Raw genomic sequence first — 20044 nt, forward strand, 5'->3', positions numbered from 1 at the left:
GTAAAAATCAATCCAGTATATTCCTCAAAAAAATGTTCAAACCATTGATACAATAGGATTCTTTATTTTCCATTTAGGTAAATCTATCCAAAAACCCTCTCTTAAAACCAAGTATAAAAATGCTAAAAATTCCTTTTATACTCTATGTTTCTCTTATTTCTTCCCTTTTCTTCTCTTAGGATAAATTAGGTAATTTCAAAGTCTATGAATTTTTTTCCATCTTTTTTCTTGTAAATTGTATGCTACGATGGATTTGTCAGTCAGACAGGCTGTCAAAAACAAATCGTGTGAAAACAAATTAAAACTTTATATAGGGGGACACACATCATGAAAAAACGTGTTTTATTATCTGTAGCTGCTGCAACAGCTCTTACTTTAGGAGTATCATCTTTAGATGCACAAGCTGCAACAGTACAACCATCTAACATAAAGGTTCAAAATATTCAGCATTCAAAAGTAATGATGAAACAAATGAGCCAACAAGAATTACAAGCATTCTTACAATCTATGGGAGTTGAGTCATTAGCACAATGGAATCAAGGTCAATTCCAACAAGATTGCTTCATTCCTGGTCAACAGCCTACTGAAAATGTTGTAACTGAACAACCAACAGCTAAGCCAGAAGCTCAAAAGCCTGCTGAGGAAACTCAAAAACCAGCGGAACAAAAGCCTGCTGAAGAAGTTGCTAAACCAGAAGCTCAAAAACCAGTTGAAAACAACAATACTCAAAATGAAACACAAAAACCTGCTGAGCAAAAGCCTGCTGAAGAAGCAAAATCTTTAAGCGAATTCGAACAACGCGTTGTTGAATTAACAAACGCTGAGCGTACAAAACAAGGCTTACCAGCATTACAAATTGATACTGAATTAAGCAAAGTTGCACGCGCTAAATCTGAAGATATGCAAAAGAATAACTACTTTGATCATAACAGCCCTACATACGGGTCTCCGTTCGACATGATGAAGAAATTTGGTATTTCTTATACATCTGCAGGTGAAAACATCGCACAAGGCCAACGTACACCAGAAGAAGTTGTACAAGCTTGGATGAACAGTACTGGACACCGTGCAAACATTTTAAATAGCGGCTTCACTCATATCGGTGTTGGTTATGTAGAAAGCGGCAACTACTGGACACAACAATTTATTACGAAGTAAATAGATTAAAAGAGTCTTCTCATGATGAGAAGACTCTTTTTTATGTTTCATAGCTTTCTAATATGTATGCGTATAAAATGTAGAACATAAACAAAATAGACCCGCAGCTTATTACACTAATTAACAAATAAAATCCCCACTTCAGGCCCAAAAGCAATGAAAATAATACGCTGCATGCCATCACTTGAAAGATTCGCCTACTAACTAAACGGATCTTTTGTAATTTGATCGGTTCTTTCTCTCTATCCTTCACCTTTTTAAACACTTTACTAAACATAAAAAGAAACATACTAATTCCAATCGTTAGTCCTGTCTGAAAGGATATAATACTTCCCAAATTAATAAAGAGAATTAGTAGATGGACAAACATCATAAATAAAGTAATACTCTTTATAAATCCACTTATAATGAAATGCTCTCCTTCATTAAACTTATATATATTATGTGAAATAACATATACTAATCCATGTAAAATAATAATAAGGACAGGAATACATAATACGACAACTTGTTTACTCATAAACTCGTTCGCTCCACCATTCTCGTTCCAATGCACTGCCATACGAGTTGGTAAATATGTATAAATACATAGAGTAAGTAAAAGACAAGCGAAAAATATCCCTAGCATATATTTATATTTGATCAAGTAATTCTCACCTCTCTTTTCTCTTAACGGCTTCGCCTCTTTTAGAGAAATCCCTGCAAAAATCTACCTTTTTCAACTTTAAGCTTACACTTTACCCATTTTCTCTTTCAAATTTTTTCATTGTGTCGTTTAAATTTGTAGGGAAAGGTACGTCAACCACGATCTCTTCTTTCGTAATCGGATGCAAAAAATTAATCTTCATCGCATGTAACGCTTGCCCGGACATATATTTTGTTTGCCCACCATATAATACATCCCCAACTAATGGATTTCCATTATAGCTCATATGAACGCGAATTTGATGCGTTCTACCGGTTTCTAACTGTAACGTTACGAGCGTCGCATTTTGTTTTTTAAAATATTTCTCTACTTTATAATACGTTATAGCTTGGTCTCCCTTTGGAGAAACACGGCGCCTTGTAGCATGATGTCGATCTCTTCCGATGGCCGCGTCAATTGTCCCCTGCTTCTTTTTTACTCTTCCTTCAACAAGTGCCGTATACGTTCTTTTAATTTTCCGTTCCATTAATAAACGATCCATAATTGCACCCGCAATTCTATGTTTTGCGAATACAACACCACCTGTCGTATCTTTATCTAACCTATGGATATGACGAACCTTCGTCTCTAAACCTTGCATTTGAAAATGAAAAGCAACAAGATTGGCAAGTGTTCCCGTCCCATTTTTTTCAGAAGGATGTGTATCCATTTGCTCAGGCTTATTTACAATGAGTACGTGATCGTCTTCAAACACTACATTTAATTCACCATATTCCGGCTCTACGCCGTACTCCTCCTCCATAAACATATGAACTTGTAACTTATCTCCTTCTTTTAAAAGTTCATTCCATCTCCTCTGTTCTCCGTTAACCGTAACACCTTTTTCCATACGAAGCTGATGTAATAACTTTTTTGGTACTTCCCATTCTACTTTTAACAACGACTCAATACTTATACCATTCCACGTTGCTGGAACCGTAATTTCACACCATTCGCCCTTTTTCTTTGTTTCCATACTATAATCACCTTATTTCTATTGATTCTCTCATTGTAACGGAAAACATACTTTGATGCACCGTCAAAAATAGAGGACAGTCTTATAATCGACTGTCCCCTCACGCTCTAAGCCTTTTCATCTCCTGCAACACTTCTTCAGCTTTTTGTTCATACAATAAATCTTTAAAGAAATCCGCCAATCGTTTATAGTCGTTGTACGTATCTAATAAGTCGTCTATTTTCTCTCCTTTCATAACTTGCTGCTTTTGCTTCATTTTTACTGGATAACGATATCCCGATACTTCTTGTATTTTATAATACTCATCCTCTACTTGAATGACTTTTACAAGTTCCTCTTCTTCCGCATCCATCGTATACCCGTCAAAGTCTCTAAGTAACTCATATATGATATGAGTCCATTCATCTTTTGGATAAAACCCTTTTTCTAACCGATAACCGACAATGCGATACAAATGCCCATCTTTTTCTGCAAACTGTACTGTATCATTTAGCTTAAACTTAAAATAACGAAACATTGCCTTCACCTACTTGTATGTATTGTTCTTATCACATACTATTTGCAAAATATAGGCCTCGCTATTCATAAAAAAATACTCATCTTATAGATGAGCATTTTTTACGATGATTTTTCTCTTTTCTTTCGAAATGGTAACCACCAGTTCCAATCTCCAAACAATTTCATTAAACTTGGTACAAGCATAAGTCGAATAATTGTTGCATCAAGAAATATCGCTAATGCGACTCCAATACCCATCTGCTTTACTGGCAAAATATCAGTAAAGGCGAACGCACCGGTAACAACAATCATAATTAAAGCAGCGGATGTAATGATGCGGCTTGTCGAGACAAGCCCTTCTAGCGTTGCTTGATCGTTATCTCCAGTTTCCTCATATAACTCATGGATTCGTGAAATAAGAAATACTTCATAATCCATGCTAAGCCCAAATACGAGGCCGAAAATAAAGATTGGTAATACAAATAAAACTGAACTCTCATCTAATCCGAAATGACCACCTTCAAATAACCAAATAACAATTCCAATTGTTGCACTTAAACTAAGTACATTCATAATAATCGCCTTTATTGGAATGAGTATCGAGCGGAATGCGAATAATAAAATAACAAAGGTTGACCCAAATATAACAGACATACCAATTGCAACTTTATCTTTAATTTCATCTTCCAACTCTTGTTGGAACGTTGTCATCCCGCCTAAATAATAAGTAACATCGTTTTCTTTATAATTCTTTTTGAAATCACGAACCCATTGTTTTGCAGTTTCTGTACTTGGCTTCGTATCCAAAAAGACTTCCATTGTTGTTTTATTTCCTTTCGTATACGCTTCAAATACAGGAGCTATTTTCGCCGCTTCTGGTGATTGTAACATTCCCGCAACTTGATCTGCTTTCATTCCATTTAGCCCGTCATATACACTTGTCACCTTATATACTTGCTTGTCATCTTTTAACTTTTGAACGACATCTTCTACCTTTTGTAAGCTTTCTTTTTCTGTTATATCATCCTTCGTCTCTACTACTAAAGTAACATCGGCGTGTGTTTTGACAGTCTTATTAAAGGCTTCTTCATACTTCTCAAATGCAATTCTCGTATCACTCTTTTCAGGTAACGCTTCAACACCAGGAAACTGCAAGTTAGCTGTACGTAGCGGTAATAAACAAATAACAATAAATGTTAGAACAACAATAATCATGACGATTGGATGTTTCATTACAAACTGTGCAAATTTACGCCAGACCTTTGATGGCGTAGGCGCCGCCTGATTCTTTTTTAATATCCTTTTACCAATTAAAGATAATAGTGCTGGAAGAAGTGTGAGCGAAAACAAAATACTCATAATAACGACAATCATCCCGCTAATAGCAACAGACTGAATATAATCTATCTTAAAGAAAAATAAGCCTGATAAACCGACGAATACACATAACCCTGAAAATACGATAGCGCGTCCTGCCGTTTGATACGTAATCGCTATCGCTTCTTTCACTGTTCTCTTCGCAACTTCCTCTCGGAAACGATTTACAAATAACAGTGCGAAATCAATTGATAATGCGAGCCCAATCATCGGCGCAACATTTAACACGAAAATAGATAGCTCTTTATCACTACCTATAAAATATAAAATCCCCATCGTACTAATGACACTAAGCGCGCCATTTACAATCGGTAAAATAGACGCAATCAGACTACCAAATGAGAATAATAGTACGAGAAAAGCAATAGGTAATCCAATCATCTCTGCTACTTTTAAATCATTTTGCGTTCTTTCATTAATCTCTTGATTAATTTTCGGATATCCTGTCGGTGTTACTTTTAATACGCTATTACTTTCCTTCTCGATTTTTTCGGCGAATTGTAATGTCTTTTCCATTCGTTCTTTATTTGTTTTCCCGGAAAATAAAATCGTCGCATAACCGATATCATCTTGTAACATCTCTTTATTTTGCATGGGATGATGGAAAGATTCGTATGTTTCCTTCTCTTGAATTTGATTTATTATCCCCTCTATACGCTTTTGGAAATCCTCATGCGAAGTATTTTTTTCCTTTTCAAAAACGAGTAAAAGTGTATCTTGAGACTGCTTAAAATCTTTATCTAAAATTTCTTTCGTCTTTTGATAATCTCCTTCTGTTTGGAAACCATCACCGCCCAATACTCCTGGAAGTTTTGGAGCAAAAGTACCGAGCACTATCGCAAGTAATAGTAATGCTACGATTACTGTATAACGAAATTGATACAAAAAAGTTCCTATCTTCCCCCACTTATCAATTTTATGTACATTTGTCTTCACACATTTTCACCTACTTTATATAATTCACTTATCATTTATACTGTATCACATCTCCCCATAAACAAAAAACGTCTAGGAAAACTATAATACTAGTTTTTCTAGACGTTTTTCTATCTCTCGTTATTAAGTCCCAATCTCTCGGTAAGTAAACGATGACAATAAATTGCGATGATTAACAACACGCCACCTGCGCAATAACCAGCTAAAATATCAGTCGGATAATGAACATTTAAAATAACTCTACTTAATCCAATCAATATAATTAATATGCCCATCGAAATCGTAATACCACATTTTCCAGCTATACTTTTCAAATTCGCAGCAATGATATAGGCAAGAAAACCGAATGTTATGATAGATAGCATTGCATGTCCACTTGGGAAGCTATACCCAAGTGCGTCAAGTGCCTCATTTAATGATGGGCGGTCTCTTTTTGCAATTTCTTTTATTCCCTTATTAACAAGGTGTGTCGTTAATATAGCCATTGGATACACAATCATAGCAGCATAATAACGCTTTTTCCAAAAAACGAACAAGCTTATAATTAGTGTCGTTATAACTCCAATTGCAGATCCTAACTTTGTAAAGTATGTGAAGAATGTAAGTGAGCTTTCCGTTTGTAATCCTTTCACCATATCACGTACGTATGTATCCATCATTGTAACACCACCTACATGTACCCTCCAAGCGATGATGCTAAATAGAACAAACAACAAAATGATACACATTAATTCATACTGATGTAACTTTTTCTTCAATCGATTTCCTCCTACTATGAAAAAATGCGATTTCTACTTTAGAAACCGCATTTTCTTACTTATTTACCTTTTGTTTTCAGCTCTGTCCAGTAGCGATCGTAGTCTTTTAACTTATCGTCTACATCAACAAGCCACTCTGTACGATCTAATTCTTCTTTTGTTAAGAAGATCATGTGATTATCACGATATTCTTTACTATGAAGAGGATGAGCTTTTTCATTTGGATTACTGTAACCAATTGACTCGTAGTTTTTCACACTTACTTTTTCATCTAATAAGTAGTTCATAAACTTCTCTGCAAGTTCTTTATGTTTCGCACCTTTTGGAATCGCTAACGTGTCAGCCCAAATTGTGCCTCCTTCTTTTGGTACAACGTATCCTACATCTTTGTTATCTTTCGCAATAAATGCTGCGTCTCCAGACCATACAGTCCCGATCCACGCATCTTCTGTAATGAATTTTTGTTTAATATTATCTGTATCAAATGCTAATAAGTTTGGAAGTAGCTTCTGTAAATCATTAGACGCTGTCTTTAACTGTGCATCCTCTTTCGTGCTATTAGAGAAACCATTTTTCTTAAGTCCCATTCCTAATACTTCACGAGAATCGTTTAATAAAGTAACATGTCCTTTATATTTCTCGTTCCATAAATCATTCCAGCTTGTAGGTGTTTCTTTCACATACTTTTTATTGTATGCAATGCCTGTTACACCCCAAGTATATACTAGAGAATACTTATTCTCTGGATCAAATGCAGGTGTTTTAAAGTTAGAAACAAGGTTCTCGATGTTCGGGATGTTCTTCTTATCTAAAGGCGCTAATAAGTCCATCTTCGCCATCGTTTTCACCATGTAATCAGATGGCTGAATTAAATCATATGTCGCGCCACCAGCTTGTAATTTCGCAAGCATTTCTTCATTACTTGCATATTTATCATAGTTAATTTTCACGTTATATTTCTTTTCAAAATCTTTTAAAACTTGCTCATCAAAGTTGTCAGCCCAGCTATAAATATTCAATTCTTCTTTCTTCTCACCACAGCCCGCAAGTACACCTGCAACAAGGCCGAAGCTAATAGCTGCGCCAGCTAATGTCTTCATCAATTTCATTGATTTTTTACCTCCTCGTTCTTTCTATATCATTCGTATTATAAAGGAAGGTGTCCTCCAGAGTTTTCTTCACCGTCTGCACCTTTATTACGGAAAATTTCCGATAGCACCATTAATCCTACAATTACAACAATTAATATTGTAGAAAGAGCATTAATTTCAGGTGATACTCCGCGCTTAACCATACTATAAATGTATAATGGCAATGTTGTTGATCCTGGTCCTGATACGAAGAAACTAATTACAAAATCATCAATCGATAATGTGAATGTTAATAATGCGGCTGAAATAACTCCTGGTGCAATTGCTGGAAACGTTACATAACGAAACGTTTGCCACGGCGTTGCTCCTAAATCGTTTGCAGCCTCTTCTAAATCACGTCCCATACCAGAAAGACGTGCCGCTAAAATAACAACAACAAATGAAATACTGAATGTAATGTGTGCAATAATAATTGTTGTTTTTCCAAGTTCCATACCTAATTGACTAAATAGGATAAGTAAAGATAATCCCATTAAAATATCAGGAATTAAAATTGGTAAATATACAAGACCGTTAATGGCCCCTTCAAAACGATATTTGTAACGGTGTAATGCAATAGCAAAAATCACACCAAGAACTGTCGTCACAATTGTCGTTATAAGAGCAATCGTAATACTATTTACAAACGCATCAATAACATCTTGTTTTTGAAATAAATCTGTATACCAATGGAGTGTAAAGCCCTCCCATTCCGCATTAATGCGAGAATCGTTGAAGGAATATACCATTAAAACCATCATTGGAAAATACAAAAACAATAAGATTAACCAAGAATAAGAAACTAAAAACTTCTTCATTTTTGCCTATTCCCCTCCGTTTCCATCATATTTATATACTTTCGTTGCACGATAATATAAGTAAATTAACAGAACAGAGAATAGAACAACAATCATAGATAACGCGGAACCAAACGGCCAGTCACGTGAGCCTAAGAATTGGTTTTGAATTACGTTTCCGATTAATGCTACTTTCGATCCACCCATAACGTCTGATACAACAAACATTCCGATAGAGGAAACGAATACTAAAATAGAACCAGTTGTAATCCCTGACATCGTCATCGGTACTGTTACATTCCAAAATGCCTTTACTGGTGTTGCGCCTAAATCATAAGCTGCCTCTAGCTTACGCTTATCAAGCTGCTCAATTGCTGCATACACTGGTAAAATCATAAATGGTAATAAAGAATATACCATTCCGAGTATTACAGAAGGTGTATTGTATAACAGATTTAAAGGTTCACTAATAATACCTAGTTTCAATAGCAATGTGTTTACAAGACCTTGTGAACGTAAAATAACAATCCATGCGTATGAACGAACAAGGAAGTTAATCCAGAACGGGATCGTTGCCAATAATAAAAGGATAGAACGATATTTACGATCAACAATTGTAATTGTATAGGCAAATGGATAACCGATTAATAAACATAGTACTGTCGTAATAACCGCAATTTTCACTGTTTCCCATAACGTCCCCATATATAATGGATCAAACACACGCGCTATGTTATCTAATGTGAATTTCATTTCCACTGTCCCGTATGCTCCGCGCTGCATGAAGGCAAATGCTAATACGAACAGAAGTGGAATTAGGAAGAAGAGTAACAGCCATACGACTGTAGGTAATGCGAGTAATTTCCCTTTCTTCAATTTAAGGTCACCTCGTCCTCTTGCTCCCAGCCTACATATACATTATCTCCAATGCTCCACTGCGTTGCTTCTTCAGCAGTTTGATATGCCATTAGTAATTCCGATGTTTTCTCCTCACGTACATATAGCTTTTCCATATTTCCAACAAATTCAATATCTTCAATATGCCCAAGGTGGTATTCTTTTAAAATTGGCTCTTCAACCGAGCGAACTTTTACATTTTCAGGGCGAACTGCTACGTAGTTTTCCCCATTTTTCACGATATTATTTTCACCGATGAACGTTGCAACAAACAATGTTTTCGGTTGATTGTAAATTTCTTTAGGCGTGCCGACTTGTTCGATATGCCCTTTATTCATAACGACAATACGATCACTCATACTCATCGCTTCTTCTTGATCGTGCGTTACATATATGAACGTAATTCCTAAATTACGTTGTAAGTTTTTCAATTCACGTTGCAAATCTTTTCTTAACTTAAAGTCAAGCGCTCCAAGTGGCTCATCTAATAGTAATACACGTGGGTTGTTTACAATTGCTCTTGCAATTGCTACACGCTGTTGCTGTCCACCAGAAAGCTTCGACGGTTTACGATTACGGAACTCAAGTAACTGCGTTAAACGCATTGCCTCTTCCGCACGTTCTTTCTGTTCTGTTGCTGATACTTTTTGCATTTTCATACCGAAACAAATATTTTTTTCAACATTCATATGTGGGAATAGTGCGTAATGTTGGAACACTAAATTCATATGACGCTTGTATGGCGGCAAATCGTTAATCTTTTCATCATCTAATAAAAGATTCCCTTTAGTTGGCGTTTCAAATCCTGCGATCATACGAAGTAAAGTCGTTTTCCCGCAACCACTCGGTCCTAAAATTGTTAAAAATTCTCCTTCTTTAATATCTAAAGAAAGAGGGGGGATAATCACTTGATTTCCAAAATGTTTTTCTACTGCTTCAACTTTAATAATCTTTTTCATTTTCCCGTCCTATCTACCTTAAATTTTAATTTTTATATTCATGAATAAATATTTATGTTCTATAGACTATTTTTTGTTTCGATCCAAACAAAAATGGTTGTTTAGCAGCGTTCTCTTCTATTCTTTATGTAGTATGTTTGATTCATTTTCGCATGATACATATGTCGAACAGAAAAACCCCTTCAGTTGCGAAGGGGTTTTTATCATACGGCTACGCCTACTGATAAACACCATCATCATTTTAACAACTTTCGTATGAATTTTAAAGCACTTTTTGTAGAAGAGTAACGAATTTTCATGTCAAATGCTGTAGATTGGGACAAAATGCTTTTATAATGTGAAAAAGTCCGAAAACTTTGTTCACCGTGATAGCTGCCTAACCCACTACTTCCAACGCCCCCAAAAGGTAAATATGGCGTTGCAAGATGATACACGACATCATTTATACATCCTCCGCCATATGAAATATTACTCGTCACTTTCTCTTGCACTTTTCTATCTTCAGAAAATACATATAGTGCTAACGGCTTTGGATGGTGCTGAATCGTTTCAATTACCTCTTCTATTTTGTCGTATTCTATAATTGGTAAAATAGGTCCAAAAATTTCATCTTCCATAACAGCACTTTGCCATGTAACATTCGTTAACACTGTAGGCTCTATGTGTAATGTTTCTTTCGTATAATTCCCGCCAATCACAGGTTTACCGTCTTGCAAAAATGTACATAGACGTTCAAAATGACGCTCACTCACAATTCGCACATAATTGTCATTTTGCAAAGCATCTTTTCCATATTGCTCTGCGATTTCATGTCGTAATGCCTCGATTAACTGCTCTTTCACTGAAGAATGAACGTACATATAATCAGGCGCTACACACGTCTGCCCAGCATTCAAAAACTTGCCCCAAACGATACGTCTTGCGGTTACATCTAGCTTTGCATCTTTATGTACAATACATGGGCTTTTCCCGCCAAGCTCTAACGTAAGAGGCGTTAATTTTTTCGCCGCTGCTTCCATCACAACTTTTCCAACACCAACACTACCTGTAAAGAAAATATAGTCAAACGGTTCCTTTAAAAGTGCAGTGCTTTCCTCAACACCGCCTTCTACTACCGATACAAGCTCTTCTGGGAATAATTCTTCTAGCATTCTCGTAAGCACTTTTGAAACGTTTGGCGTTAACTCTGACGGCTTTAAAACGACTGTATTTCCGGCTGCCAATGCTCCTACGAGTGGGGCAATTGCTAATTGAAACGGATAGTTCCACGGTGCGATAATAAGCGTCACACCATAAGGTTCTGGCACTACTTTCCCCTTCGATCCAAAATGAGTAAGAGCTGTGCGAACACGCTTTGGTTTACTCCAAGATGAAATATGCTTCATTTGAAAAGAAATCTCTTTTAGTACATATCCAATTTCTGTTGTAAATGATTCGTGAACTGATTTATTCAAATCTAATTTCAACGCTTGAAAAATCTCATCCTCAAAACGCTGAATTCCATCATAAAGCTTCTTCAAATTATTCTTTCTCGTCTCTACACTTCTCGTATGCCCTTTGTAAAAATATTCCTTTTGTTTATTTACAATAGAGGAAATACTCATGCACTCACCTTCTCCCACTATTTTTATCCAATTCTTTCATTATTTATATAGACTTCATATGTAACAAATTTCTATTCTTAAAGTTACATTATATATAACTTTTCCCTTTATATAAAATTCATTGCTCACAAAAAAACTACCGAAAGAAAATCTCCCGGTAGTTTTACTGTATTAACGATATAAACGAACAGCACCTGCAGAGTTATCATCAGCTTGTCCTACTACTTCAAACTTCAGACCAAGCTTCGGTAAAATACGTCCTGCATCTGGAATTTGCTCATTAATATACTTTTTAGAGTCATCAAACTTCGGTACTCCTGGTAATCCATCGTATACGAATGTTCCACGCGTTGGAGATACCACTTTCCAAGCTGGCGTTTTGTCGAATGAGAACGCCGAATCAGCAATTTGGAATCGCGTACTGCTTTTAAATGTTGGTTTGCCATTTAAAGTTCCTGCAATTGCTTCTGGATGAGAGTCAACTACACCAAGGAAACCATGTCCTGGATGTATGCCAACCCAGTTATCTGTGTAAGCTGAATCCGCATACCATACAACCATACCAGTGTTATATACTGGACCGCGAGCAAATTTCAATGCGTTATCTGAACCCGCATAGTTTCTCCACTCTACATAGTAGTTATGCTTTTTCTTATCCATTCCGTTAGATGCAACGAAACCGTCCAATTTGAATTGTGGTGTACCTTCTGCATCATCAGAGAATGCAACATTTCCATCTACAGTTAGTGACGCATTATCAAGTGTAAATCCATTTAACGCCAATCCACCGTCTGTAATATATTCAAATACTAGTTTCACTTTCTTACCTTTGAATTGACTTAAATCATATGATTTATCAACCCATTTTCCATTTGTCGTAGCTGCATTTCCACTATTTGCTTTCTCACCAATTCTTTCAATCAACGTTTTTTGTCCATCTTCTGTTACAGCGTGTACTTCAAGGAAATCGTACTCTGCTTCGATTTCATACAATGACTTATAATCGAATTTTGCAGTCGTTGCTTTCGTTAAATCGAATAGTGGCGTTTCCATCGTTGTATGAAGGTCATCACCTTTTGTGCTGTAGTAATACTGTTTACCAAATGCAGGCTGAATTCCTTTTACATCTTTATCTGGTAAGTTAACACGAATCAGACCTGGACGATCTGACTTCGTAACACTTTGGTCTAAGTATGTTGCAAGACCGATACCTTTATTTAATTTCTCGTAATCTACTTCTACGATGTTCGCCCAGTTACCACCGATTGTTTTTTGGAAAAACTCTTTATTTTGTGGTGATAAACTCGTTGGCGTTGTTCCTGCGATTTTACCAGCCCAGCTTCCGCCACTCATAATAGACCAAGCTTCAACCGGTTCACCCTGACCGCTATACTGTGTATCATACTCATCTGGAAGACCTAAATCATGGCCATATTCATGTGCGAATACACCAACCGCGCCATCTTCTGGTTCAATTGTGTAGTCGAATGCTGCCATATTTCCGCCCCAATATGGAACTTTCGCTTTTGTACCTTCAATTGCGAATGGTTTTGGTCCAACTGTCCAGCGATGTGACCAAATTGCATCATCACCTAATTTACCACCGCCAGCTTCTTGTCCAACACCCGCATGAATAATCATTAAGTGATCGATTAAACCGTCCGGTTGATTTTGATTCCCATCACCATTTACATCATATTGATCGAACTGATCAAACTGTGATAAATCAAGTCCGCTATCTACAGCCGCTTTTAATGCATCTTTTACTAGATCACGTGGTCCTTTTGGTCCTTTATTATCATGACCTGTACCAGCATCTGCACCGTAATCAGCAGCTTTACCTGGAACTGTTAACCATTTTGTGACTGTTCCGTCCACTGTGTAACTACCACCTGATTGCTCTTCGTAATATTGTTTAAACGTTTCGATTTTGCTTCCATCCTCTAACGCAAATGGCTCATTACCGAATAACATTTTTTCATAATGCTCTTTATTAAAATCGTTCGAATACATATAGCCAGGCTCTTTATCAATATTGTTATGTTTGAAATCAGCATACTCTACAAGTAAAACGAGTACTTTATCTTTACGAACTTCACCGTTATATCCTTTTTGTTTTGCTGGTGAAGTTGGTACTTTACCATTTAAGCCCCCTTTAACTGGACCTGTTCCTGCTGCAGTCCCGTTTGCTGGTTGCTCTGATTTTTCTTTCGTTTCTGCTTTCGCATCTTTCACTTTCTTTAAAAAGTCAGATGCATCTTTCGTAAGTTGGTCCCCATTTGTCGCTTCTTTCCCAGGATTTTCACCCTTTTTCTTCTCTACATACTTTTCGACAGCTTTCTTTGTTTCTGTCTCTGAAGCCGACGAATCAATTACCCCACGTTCTTTTAGCGCATTTGCTAATCTCTCTTCTGGGATTAAGTGATCATCAACTGGGCTTGTAGCTGTCTTGTTCTCCGGCGTTTCAGCATATACAGACTGGCTTCCAGCACCAAACGACAAGCCTAGAACAGCTGTCAAAGCAATTGATGATAACACTTTAAATGGTTTCTTGTTCATCCCTTATTGCCTCCCCTAATATAAAATATGTATTACATACTCTATATTATTAAAAATTCAATATATTTTCAATATTTAGTTATATTATGTAATTTTTTTAATATATTTGTAAAAATTTCATAGTTAGTATACGAATATATCACAATTCAACAATGTTTTCAGAAAATATTGAAAATTTTTGGCAGAAACCTTATAATTTCCATAGAGAGAATTTAATGGGGATTTTATCTTTGTTTCATCTACACAATATTCGATAATTTGATACATAAAATATAAAATTCGATTAATTATCGTCTACTATGTAGCAGCAATTATGACCAATAATTAGGGAGGAATTACATTTGTACAAAGATAAGGCTGACTCACTAGATCAAGAATGGATTGATTTAATACTTGAAGCTCTAGATGCTGGCATTGCCCTGCAAGATATTGAACACTTTTTCCAACGTATGAAGCATACGAGCCAGGCTCAATAGCCTCGTTCTTTTTAACGAAGTTTATGTTATAATAATCACATCATAAGACGACTACATATTGATAGAAAGGTGCGCAAATATGATAGGAGAACGTATAAAACGCCTTCGTTTACAAAAGGGCATTTCACTAACAGAACTCGCCGAAAAAGCTGGTGTAGCTAAATCTTACATTAGTTCTATAGAACGAAATTTACAAAAAAACCCTTCCATTCAGTTTCTCGAAAAAATTTCAGCTGTTCTACAAATTCCAGTTGATACGTTACTTCACGATGAAACAACAACAGAAAGTCATCTAGACTCCGAATGGACACAACTCGTTAAAGATGCGATGAGCTCCGGTGTCTCAAAAGAACAGTTTCGTGAATTTCTTGAATTTACACAATGGAAGAAAAATCAACAATAATACATATGAAAGAGTGCTTAAAACGGGCACTTCTTTTTTTCTTTATAAAAAAAAGCGGGGAAATCCCCGCTTTTTGCTTTATTATTTTTCTTCTCCAGCTTCTTGGTTAGCATTGAATGTCCACTCTAAATTCAATGAATCACCTTGGAAAATATTTTGCTCTTTTCCATTGTCTACGAATTCAAACTGTACCCATAGGTAATCCTCTGTGCCAGCCTCTAATCCACCCTTTTCTCCCCACTCAGGAGCAAAGATATCTTTAGCTAAAAGATCTGGATCTACATTTTGTAAATCCGCTAAAGTTGTTTCATATACAGCCTCACTTTGCTTATCCCAGTTCCAAAGGAATTTCACTTTAATATGCTTACCAAAGTCTTCACCAGCATTATCACCTTTTGCATCTTTAACAGTATACTTTGTCGCTAATTTAACATCTTTAATTGTTAAACTACCATCGTTCTTTAATAAGAACTCTTTCTTAACAGTATCCCCTGGTTTTAAATCTTTAATATCTACAAGCGTTTTAGGGTTTAATGTAAGATCTAACGTCCCAGCTGCAAATGTATTGTTCGATACTTCTTTATCACTAAAGAATGCAAATGTTCCTCCACCAATTAAAGATAACCCCAATGCTGCTGATGCAACTCCCATACCTAATTTCTTTTTCAGACTCACAATCAATTCCCCCTAGCTGTTTTTTGTATTTTTATCTCTTATTTCAAAATAAGAGGTGTAACTAAAACTATATTAGCTTAGCTAATATTTGTTCTTTTCTAAAAACCTTAAGTTCATTATAACGAACAAACCTATATAAATACAACCATATTTTTTTAGTATTTTCAATTATTTTTATTTCTCAATATTGTTTTGATTTTTCAGTTTTTTTCAGCTCATTCCAACACATTTTCTATTAGAAGCACACGAGAGCAAGACAATAAGTGCGAGGATAAATACTCCCTCACACTTATATACATTATTCTCTTTCATGACGATCTCTAAGTCGTGCTAGCCACAATATTATTGGTTAATTGAAGTAGCATTCTCATTAAATCACTTGCTCAGGCTACTTAGCTGTTTCTGTTTGTTTCTGTTCTTCTACCTTCTTTTTCTCTTCTGCTTTCTTTTGTTCTTCTACTTTCTTCTGCTCTTCTACTTCCTTTTGTTCTTCTGCTTTCTTTTGTTCTTCTAGCTTCTTCTGTTCTTCTGTTTCATTCTGTTCTTCTAGCTTCTTCTGTTCTTCTATCTTCTTCTGTTCTTCTACATTCTTTTGTTCTTCTGCTGTCTTCTGTTCTTCTGCTTTCTTCTGTTCTTCTACTTTCTTTTGCCCTTCCGCTTCAATTGCAACATTTAATTGTTGCTGGAGAGCCTGGATCTGTTCATCAATAGCTTGCAAGCTAACTTCTTTCTCAATATAATCGCGCTTCTCTTTTATACTGCGAAAGCCTTCATTCACATATAAAGCTACTTGCTGAATCGACTCATCTTTATTTCCCTTTAATTCTTCTTGTATTTGATTATAAGGAGTTTCTATTGCAGTATATACATTTTGTAAAGCTTCCTTCTCAGAAGTAATTTTCTCACGTCCTTGCTGCCATACTACAATTGCCTGTTCTATTTCTTCAATAGAAGTTGCTTTCAATTTCCCCTTCATTGTTCCATACTCATGCTCAATAAACTGTTTATGTTGCTCAGCTTGCTCTTTTAACGTATTAACTGTTTTCGGAAATATAATTGCTGTAGAAAGCGTCGCTTCTACTTTCGTTTCATGAATAAATGCCGCTTCTGTATGCGTCATGACTTGAGATCCTAAATAAAACGTAATAGAGCACACACACGGCAATATAAGCATCTTTTTTAAATTACGCGGTCTTTTCAGCATCTTAATCTCTCCCATCGAACAATGCGTTCTTTATACAGAACATTATCTTTATTATAATAAAGAACTATACAAAATGATAGCCATATGCTAGAAAAATAGAAAAAGGGCTATCCATGTGATAGCCCTTTTTTATTATTATCTTGCTTCACCTTCTGTTTGTTGTGCATCAAACGTCCAAGTTAAATTTAGTTTATCTCCTTGGAATTCATTTTGGTCTTTTTTATTATCAACAAACTCGAATTTCACTGTAAATTTATCGGACTTACCTGCAGAAATACCTTTTTCATCCCAGAACCAAGCAGCTAAATCATTGTCTACCGCTGTAAGTGTATCACCCTTCAATTTATCTAGCGTTGTTTCTTTTACAATTGTTTCATGCTTATCTACATTCTTTAAGAATGTTACTTTAATATGTTTACCAAAATCATCTTTATTGTCGCCCTTCGCATCGATTACTTTGTAATCTGTTTTTAGTAAAACTTTTTTAATGTCTAAAGAGCCTTTATTTTCTAGTTTAAAATCTCTTTTAATTGTATCGCCAGGCTTTAAATTCGATACATCAACAACTGTCGATGGGTTTGCCGCTAAATCAAGTGTACCAGCCGCAAATGTATTGTTTGACACTTCTTTGTCGCTAAAGAATGCAAATGTTCCTCCACCAACTAATGCTGCTCCTAGTACTGCTGATGCGATACCCATTCCTAATTTTTTCTTTAAAGTCATGTCCAAATCCCCCATAATATATATTTGTTAACTTCCTAATAGGAAGATATAACCAAATTAACTATACGGATTGTTCTACTTTTTTATCTTTCTTTTCTCCGTCGATGCTACGAATAGCGCCAAAAATAGAAATCGCGGAATAACCAAGTAAAAAGACTCCTGGAATAATAAGAAGTAATGCTGCACCCGCTTTTGAACTCGCATAATTCAGTCCATAACCAACGTATGGAACTGTAATATCTGCATACTTTCCGATTACATTCTCTGCAAGTACTGGTGCTAAATCTGGTCCGTTGTTGTTATCCCCTTTTGTTTCATACATTACTTTTCCATTTGTATCTTTCACACCGATAATACGGTGAGTGATAATTTTGTCATTTTTCTCTTTAAACGTAATAACATCGCCTTTTTTATATTTAGAGCCATCTTTAGTTGGCTCTATTGCAATGATTGATCCTGTTAAAAATGTCGGTTCCATCGATCCTGATAACACTGATTTAAATTGATATCCCATCACAGTTGGATCCCCGCCACTCGCTTTTGACGAAACAACTACAAAAGCTAAAAAAACCATCAATGCAAATAAAACAAATGAGATAACGTTGCTAATAATCTTCCAAACTAATTTCATCGTCTCTCTCCCTCTCTGTTGTTTTATATTATTTGAAATATGTAATATCCACTTTCGTTCTTTAACAAGAACACAAGTAAATAATATAACGAACAATACAGAAATGCAATAAGAACATTTACAATTATTAGTTAAATCGTTTTTAAAATACATGCAAAAAAGACCGTGACAAAACCTCATCACAGTCTCTATACTAACAATTTATTTCTCTTCTGATTTCATTCCTTGTCTATTTCGGCGCAGCACTACATATAAAATGGCTCCAAATAATACAATCGCACCTATCCCAACACTTATCACTTTCACATTGGATTCCTCTACTTCAGGTGCAACTGTATCTTTTTTAGGCATCGCAAACGTAACATCTTCTTTTGAAAGAACATTTATAGTCGCAATCGTTTGATTATTTTTTATAATATCTACCGCACCAACTACTTCACCGCGATGAATTCCTTTTTGGTACAAAGCTTCTTTATCCACTGAATTAACCCGAAAAGCCGTTTTTACATTTTTCCCTTCATCTTTCTTTAGCATAAGCTCAGCACTTTTTTCCAATTCAGAATCAACATCTTTATTTAAATACGTTGTCTTTTGATGCCAGCTATGTTTATCTAATACAGTTTGCTTCGTAAATTGCCCAAAAGAATATTCCGCCATCTGCTTCAAATCTTCATAAATTTCAGGTCTTTGAGAAGCCATTACTACATTTATAATGCGATTCCCATCCTTCTCATTTAATAAAACGAGCGTATTGCGCGCTTCATTCGTAAATCCTGTCTTACCACCAATGCTATATGGATTTTCAAAATAAGTAGACTTATTAAAAATAGACACTGTTTGCGTAGATGTCGTAACCGTCGTTCTTTTCGTATTCATCGCTTGTAAAATTTCAGGATACTTTTGCACACCTCTCGTAATCATGGCCATATCATATGGCGTCGTATAATGATTTGGATCATGCAATCCATTTGGCGTTACAAAATGGCTATCTTTAGCCCCTAATTGCTTCGCCCTTTCATTCATCATATTAGCGAAATTTTCAACATTTCCTCCAATACGCTCCGCAATCGCATACGACACATCATTCGCACTCAGCACCATTAAAATCATAAGTGCAGTATTTCTATTAATAGTCTCACCAGGTTGAAACTCAATTTGATAATTACTCTTCTCTTGATCTAATGCTAATTGTGAAAACGTAAATTGATCCTCTGGCTTCGTATGCTCCATTAGTAAAATCGCCGTTAACACTTTCGTCATACTAGCAGGGAACGCACGATGATGTGCATTTTTGTCGTACAACATATCTCCTGTTTTCGCATCAATCGTAGTCGCAAACTGACTAAAAACATTCGGCCCTTCCGCAGGTGGAGGTGCCACTTGCTCCGGGTTTACTCCAATATTCGTCTCAGCATATAACGTCATAGGTGTCAAAAAAAATAAACAAATAACCATAATAAAAACCGAAATTTTCTTAAAATTTACCATATGACTCTCCCTTTTCACTTTACTTTCACATTCTATAAAATAATTCTACCAATCTATATGTAATTTGTATTAAATTGGAAGAATATTCACTATTTTTTACTATATCACAC

General features: G+C 35.8%; 19 protein-coding genes. 3 read left to right on the forward strand and 16 right to left on the reverse strand.

Annotation, left to right across the window (positions count from 1 at the left end; all coding sequences use genetic code 11):
• The first annotated feature begins 327 nt into the window (after positions 1 to 327).
• The gene (locus AB3X48_RS07005; protein WP_199709442.1) at positions 328 to 1158 is read left to right on the forward strand and encodes a CAP domain-containing protein; all 831 of its coding nucleotides are present in this window, start codon (positions 328 to 330) and stop codon (positions 1156 to 1158) included.
• 40 nt (positions 1159 to 1198) lie between these two features.
• On the opposite strand, the gene AB3X48_RS07010 is transcribed toward AB3X48_RS07005, so the two are convergent.
• The 11 genes from AB3X48_RS07010 to inhA1 all read right to left on the reverse strand — a co-directional run bounded on the left by AB3X48_RS07010 (position 1199) and on the right by inhA1 (position 14334).
• A complete protein-coding gene (locus AB3X48_RS07010) occupies positions 1199 to 1804 on the reverse strand; it encodes a DUF1648 domain-containing protein (protein WP_367959147.1) in 606 nt (201 codons plus the stop codon).
• 91 nt (positions 1805 to 1895) lie between these two features.
• Positions 1896 to 2819 (reverse strand): RluA family pseudouridine synthase, encoded by a 924-nt coding sequence (locus tag AB3X48_RS07015; RefSeq protein ID WP_002158767.1) that lies wholly within the window; start codon positions 2817 to 2819, stop codon positions 1896 to 1898.
• 100 nt (positions 2820 to 2919) lie between these two features.
• Positions 2920 to 3336 carry a YodN-related protein gene (locus AB3X48_RS07020; protein ID WP_002158768.1) on the reverse strand — a complete coding sequence of 139 codons (417 nt, stop codon included), beginning with the start codon at positions 3334 to 3336 and terminating at the stop codon, positions 2920 to 2922.
• 101 nt (positions 3337 to 3437) lie between these two features.
• Positions 3438 to 5630 (reverse strand): MMPL family transporter, encoded by a 2193-nt coding sequence (locus AB3X48_RS07025; protein WP_016104229.1) that lies wholly within the window; start codon positions 5628 to 5630, stop codon positions 3438 to 3440.
• Positions 5631 to 5740: 110 nt separating this feature from the next.
• Entirely contained in the window at positions 5741 to 6388 is a 648-nt protein-coding gene (locus AB3X48_RS07030; RefSeq protein ID WP_016104228.1) for a phosphatase PAP2 family protein, read from the reverse strand.
• A gap of 59 nt (positions 6389 to 6447) precedes the next feature.
• Positions 6448 to 7497 (reverse strand): spermidine/putrescine ABC transporter substrate-binding protein PotD, encoded by a 1050-nt coding sequence (gene potD / locus AB3X48_RS07035; RefSeq protein WP_002202714.1) that lies wholly within the window; start codon positions 7495 to 7497, stop codon positions 6448 to 6450.
• 38 nt (positions 7498 to 7535) lie between these two features.
• A complete protein-coding gene (gene potC, locus AB3X48_RS07040; RefSeq protein ID WP_002149696.1) occupies positions 7536 to 8336 on the reverse strand; it encodes a spermidine/putrescine ABC transporter permease PotC in 801 nt (266 codons plus the stop codon).
• A gap of 6 nt (positions 8337 to 8342) precedes the next feature.
• Complete coding sequence (gene potB, locus AB3X48_RS07045) at positions 8343 to 9191, reverse strand: spermidine/putrescine ABC transporter permease PotB (RefSeq protein ID WP_002126118.1); 849 nt, start codon at positions 9189 to 9191, stop codon at positions 8343 to 8345.
• Positions 9188 to 10171: a spermidine/putrescine ABC transporter ATP-binding protein PotA gene (potA, locus tag AB3X48_RS07050; RefSeq protein ID WP_002011479.1), complete on the reverse strand. Its 984-nt coding sequence runs from the start codon at positions 10169 to 10171 to the stop codon at positions 9188 to 9190. Before potA ends, potB begins: the two co-directional genes overlap by 4 nt.
• A 236-nt stretch (positions 10172 to 10407) precedes the next feature.
• The gene (locus AB3X48_RS07055; RefSeq protein ID WP_016104227.1) at positions 10408 to 11775 is read right to left on the reverse strand and encodes an aldehyde dehydrogenase; all 1368 of its coding nucleotides are present in this window, start codon (positions 11773 to 11775) and stop codon (positions 10408 to 10410) included.
• 171 nt (positions 11776 to 11946) lie between these two features.
• A complete protein-coding gene (inhA1, locus tag AB3X48_RS07060; protein WP_199715333.1) occupies positions 11947 to 14334 on the reverse strand; it encodes a M6 family metalloprotease immune inhibitor InhA1 in 2388 nt (795 codons plus the stop codon).
• A gap of 341 nt (positions 14335 to 14675) precedes the next feature.
• Between inhA1 and AB3X48_RS07065 the strand changes: the two genes are divergently transcribed.
• Together AB3X48_RS07065 and AB3X48_RS07070 are read left to right on the forward strand one after the other, a co-directional pair.
• Positions 14676 to 14810 carry an anti-repressor SinI family protein gene (locus AB3X48_RS07065; protein ID WP_002011474.1) on the forward strand — a complete coding sequence of 45 codons (135 nt, stop codon included), beginning with the start codon at positions 14676 to 14678 and terminating at the stop codon, positions 14808 to 14810.
• Between the two features lie 79 nt (positions 14811 to 14889).
• Positions 14890 to 15213, forward strand: a complete 324-nt coding sequence (locus AB3X48_RS07070; protein WP_002064339.1) for a helix-turn-helix domain-containing protein — start codon at positions 14890 to 14892, stop codon at positions 15211 to 15213.
• An 81-nt stretch (positions 15214 to 15294) separates the two neighbouring features.
• On the opposite strand, the gene calY is transcribed toward AB3X48_RS07070, so the two are convergent.
• The 5 genes from calY to AB3X48_RS07095 all read right to left on the reverse strand — a co-directional run bounded on the left by calY (position 15295) and on the right by AB3X48_RS07095 (position 19934).
• Positions 15295 to 15888, reverse strand: a complete 594-nt coding sequence (calY, locus tag AB3X48_RS07075; protein ID WP_016104225.1) for a biofilm matrix protein CalY — start codon at positions 15886 to 15888, stop codon at positions 15295 to 15297.
• A 388-nt stretch (positions 15889 to 16276) separates the two neighbouring features.
• Positions 16277 to 17107, reverse strand: coding sequence for a DUF4047 domain-containing protein (locus tag AB3X48_RS07080; protein WP_082187210.1), 831 nt, complete (start codon positions 17105 to 17107; stop codon positions 16277 to 16279).
• A gap of 120 nt (positions 17108 to 17227) precedes the next feature.
• Positions 17228 to 17815 carry a CalY family protein gene (locus AB3X48_RS07085; RefSeq protein WP_002158775.1) on the reverse strand — a complete coding sequence of 196 codons (588 nt, stop codon included), beginning with the start codon at positions 17813 to 17815 and terminating at the stop codon, positions 17228 to 17230.
• A gap of 61 nt (positions 17816 to 17876) precedes the next feature.
• A complete protein-coding gene (gene sipW, locus AB3X48_RS07090; protein WP_016104223.1) occupies positions 17877 to 18446 on the reverse strand; it encodes a signal peptidase I SipW in 570 nt (189 codons plus the stop codon).
• 201 nt (positions 18447 to 18647) lie between these two features.
• A complete protein-coding gene (locus AB3X48_RS07095) occupies positions 18648 to 19934 on the reverse strand; it encodes a D-alanyl-D-alanine carboxypeptidase family protein (RefSeq protein ID WP_088098829.1) in 1287 nt (428 codons plus the stop codon).
• Between the last annotated feature and the right edge of the window lie 110 nt (positions 19935 to 20044).

Origin of the sequence: Bacillus sp. S4 (assembly GCF_040838205.1) — a bacterium.
GTDB classification, from domain to species: domain Bacteria; phylum Bacillota; class Bacilli; order Bacillales; family Bacillaceae_G; genus Bacillus_A; species Bacillus_A cereus_U.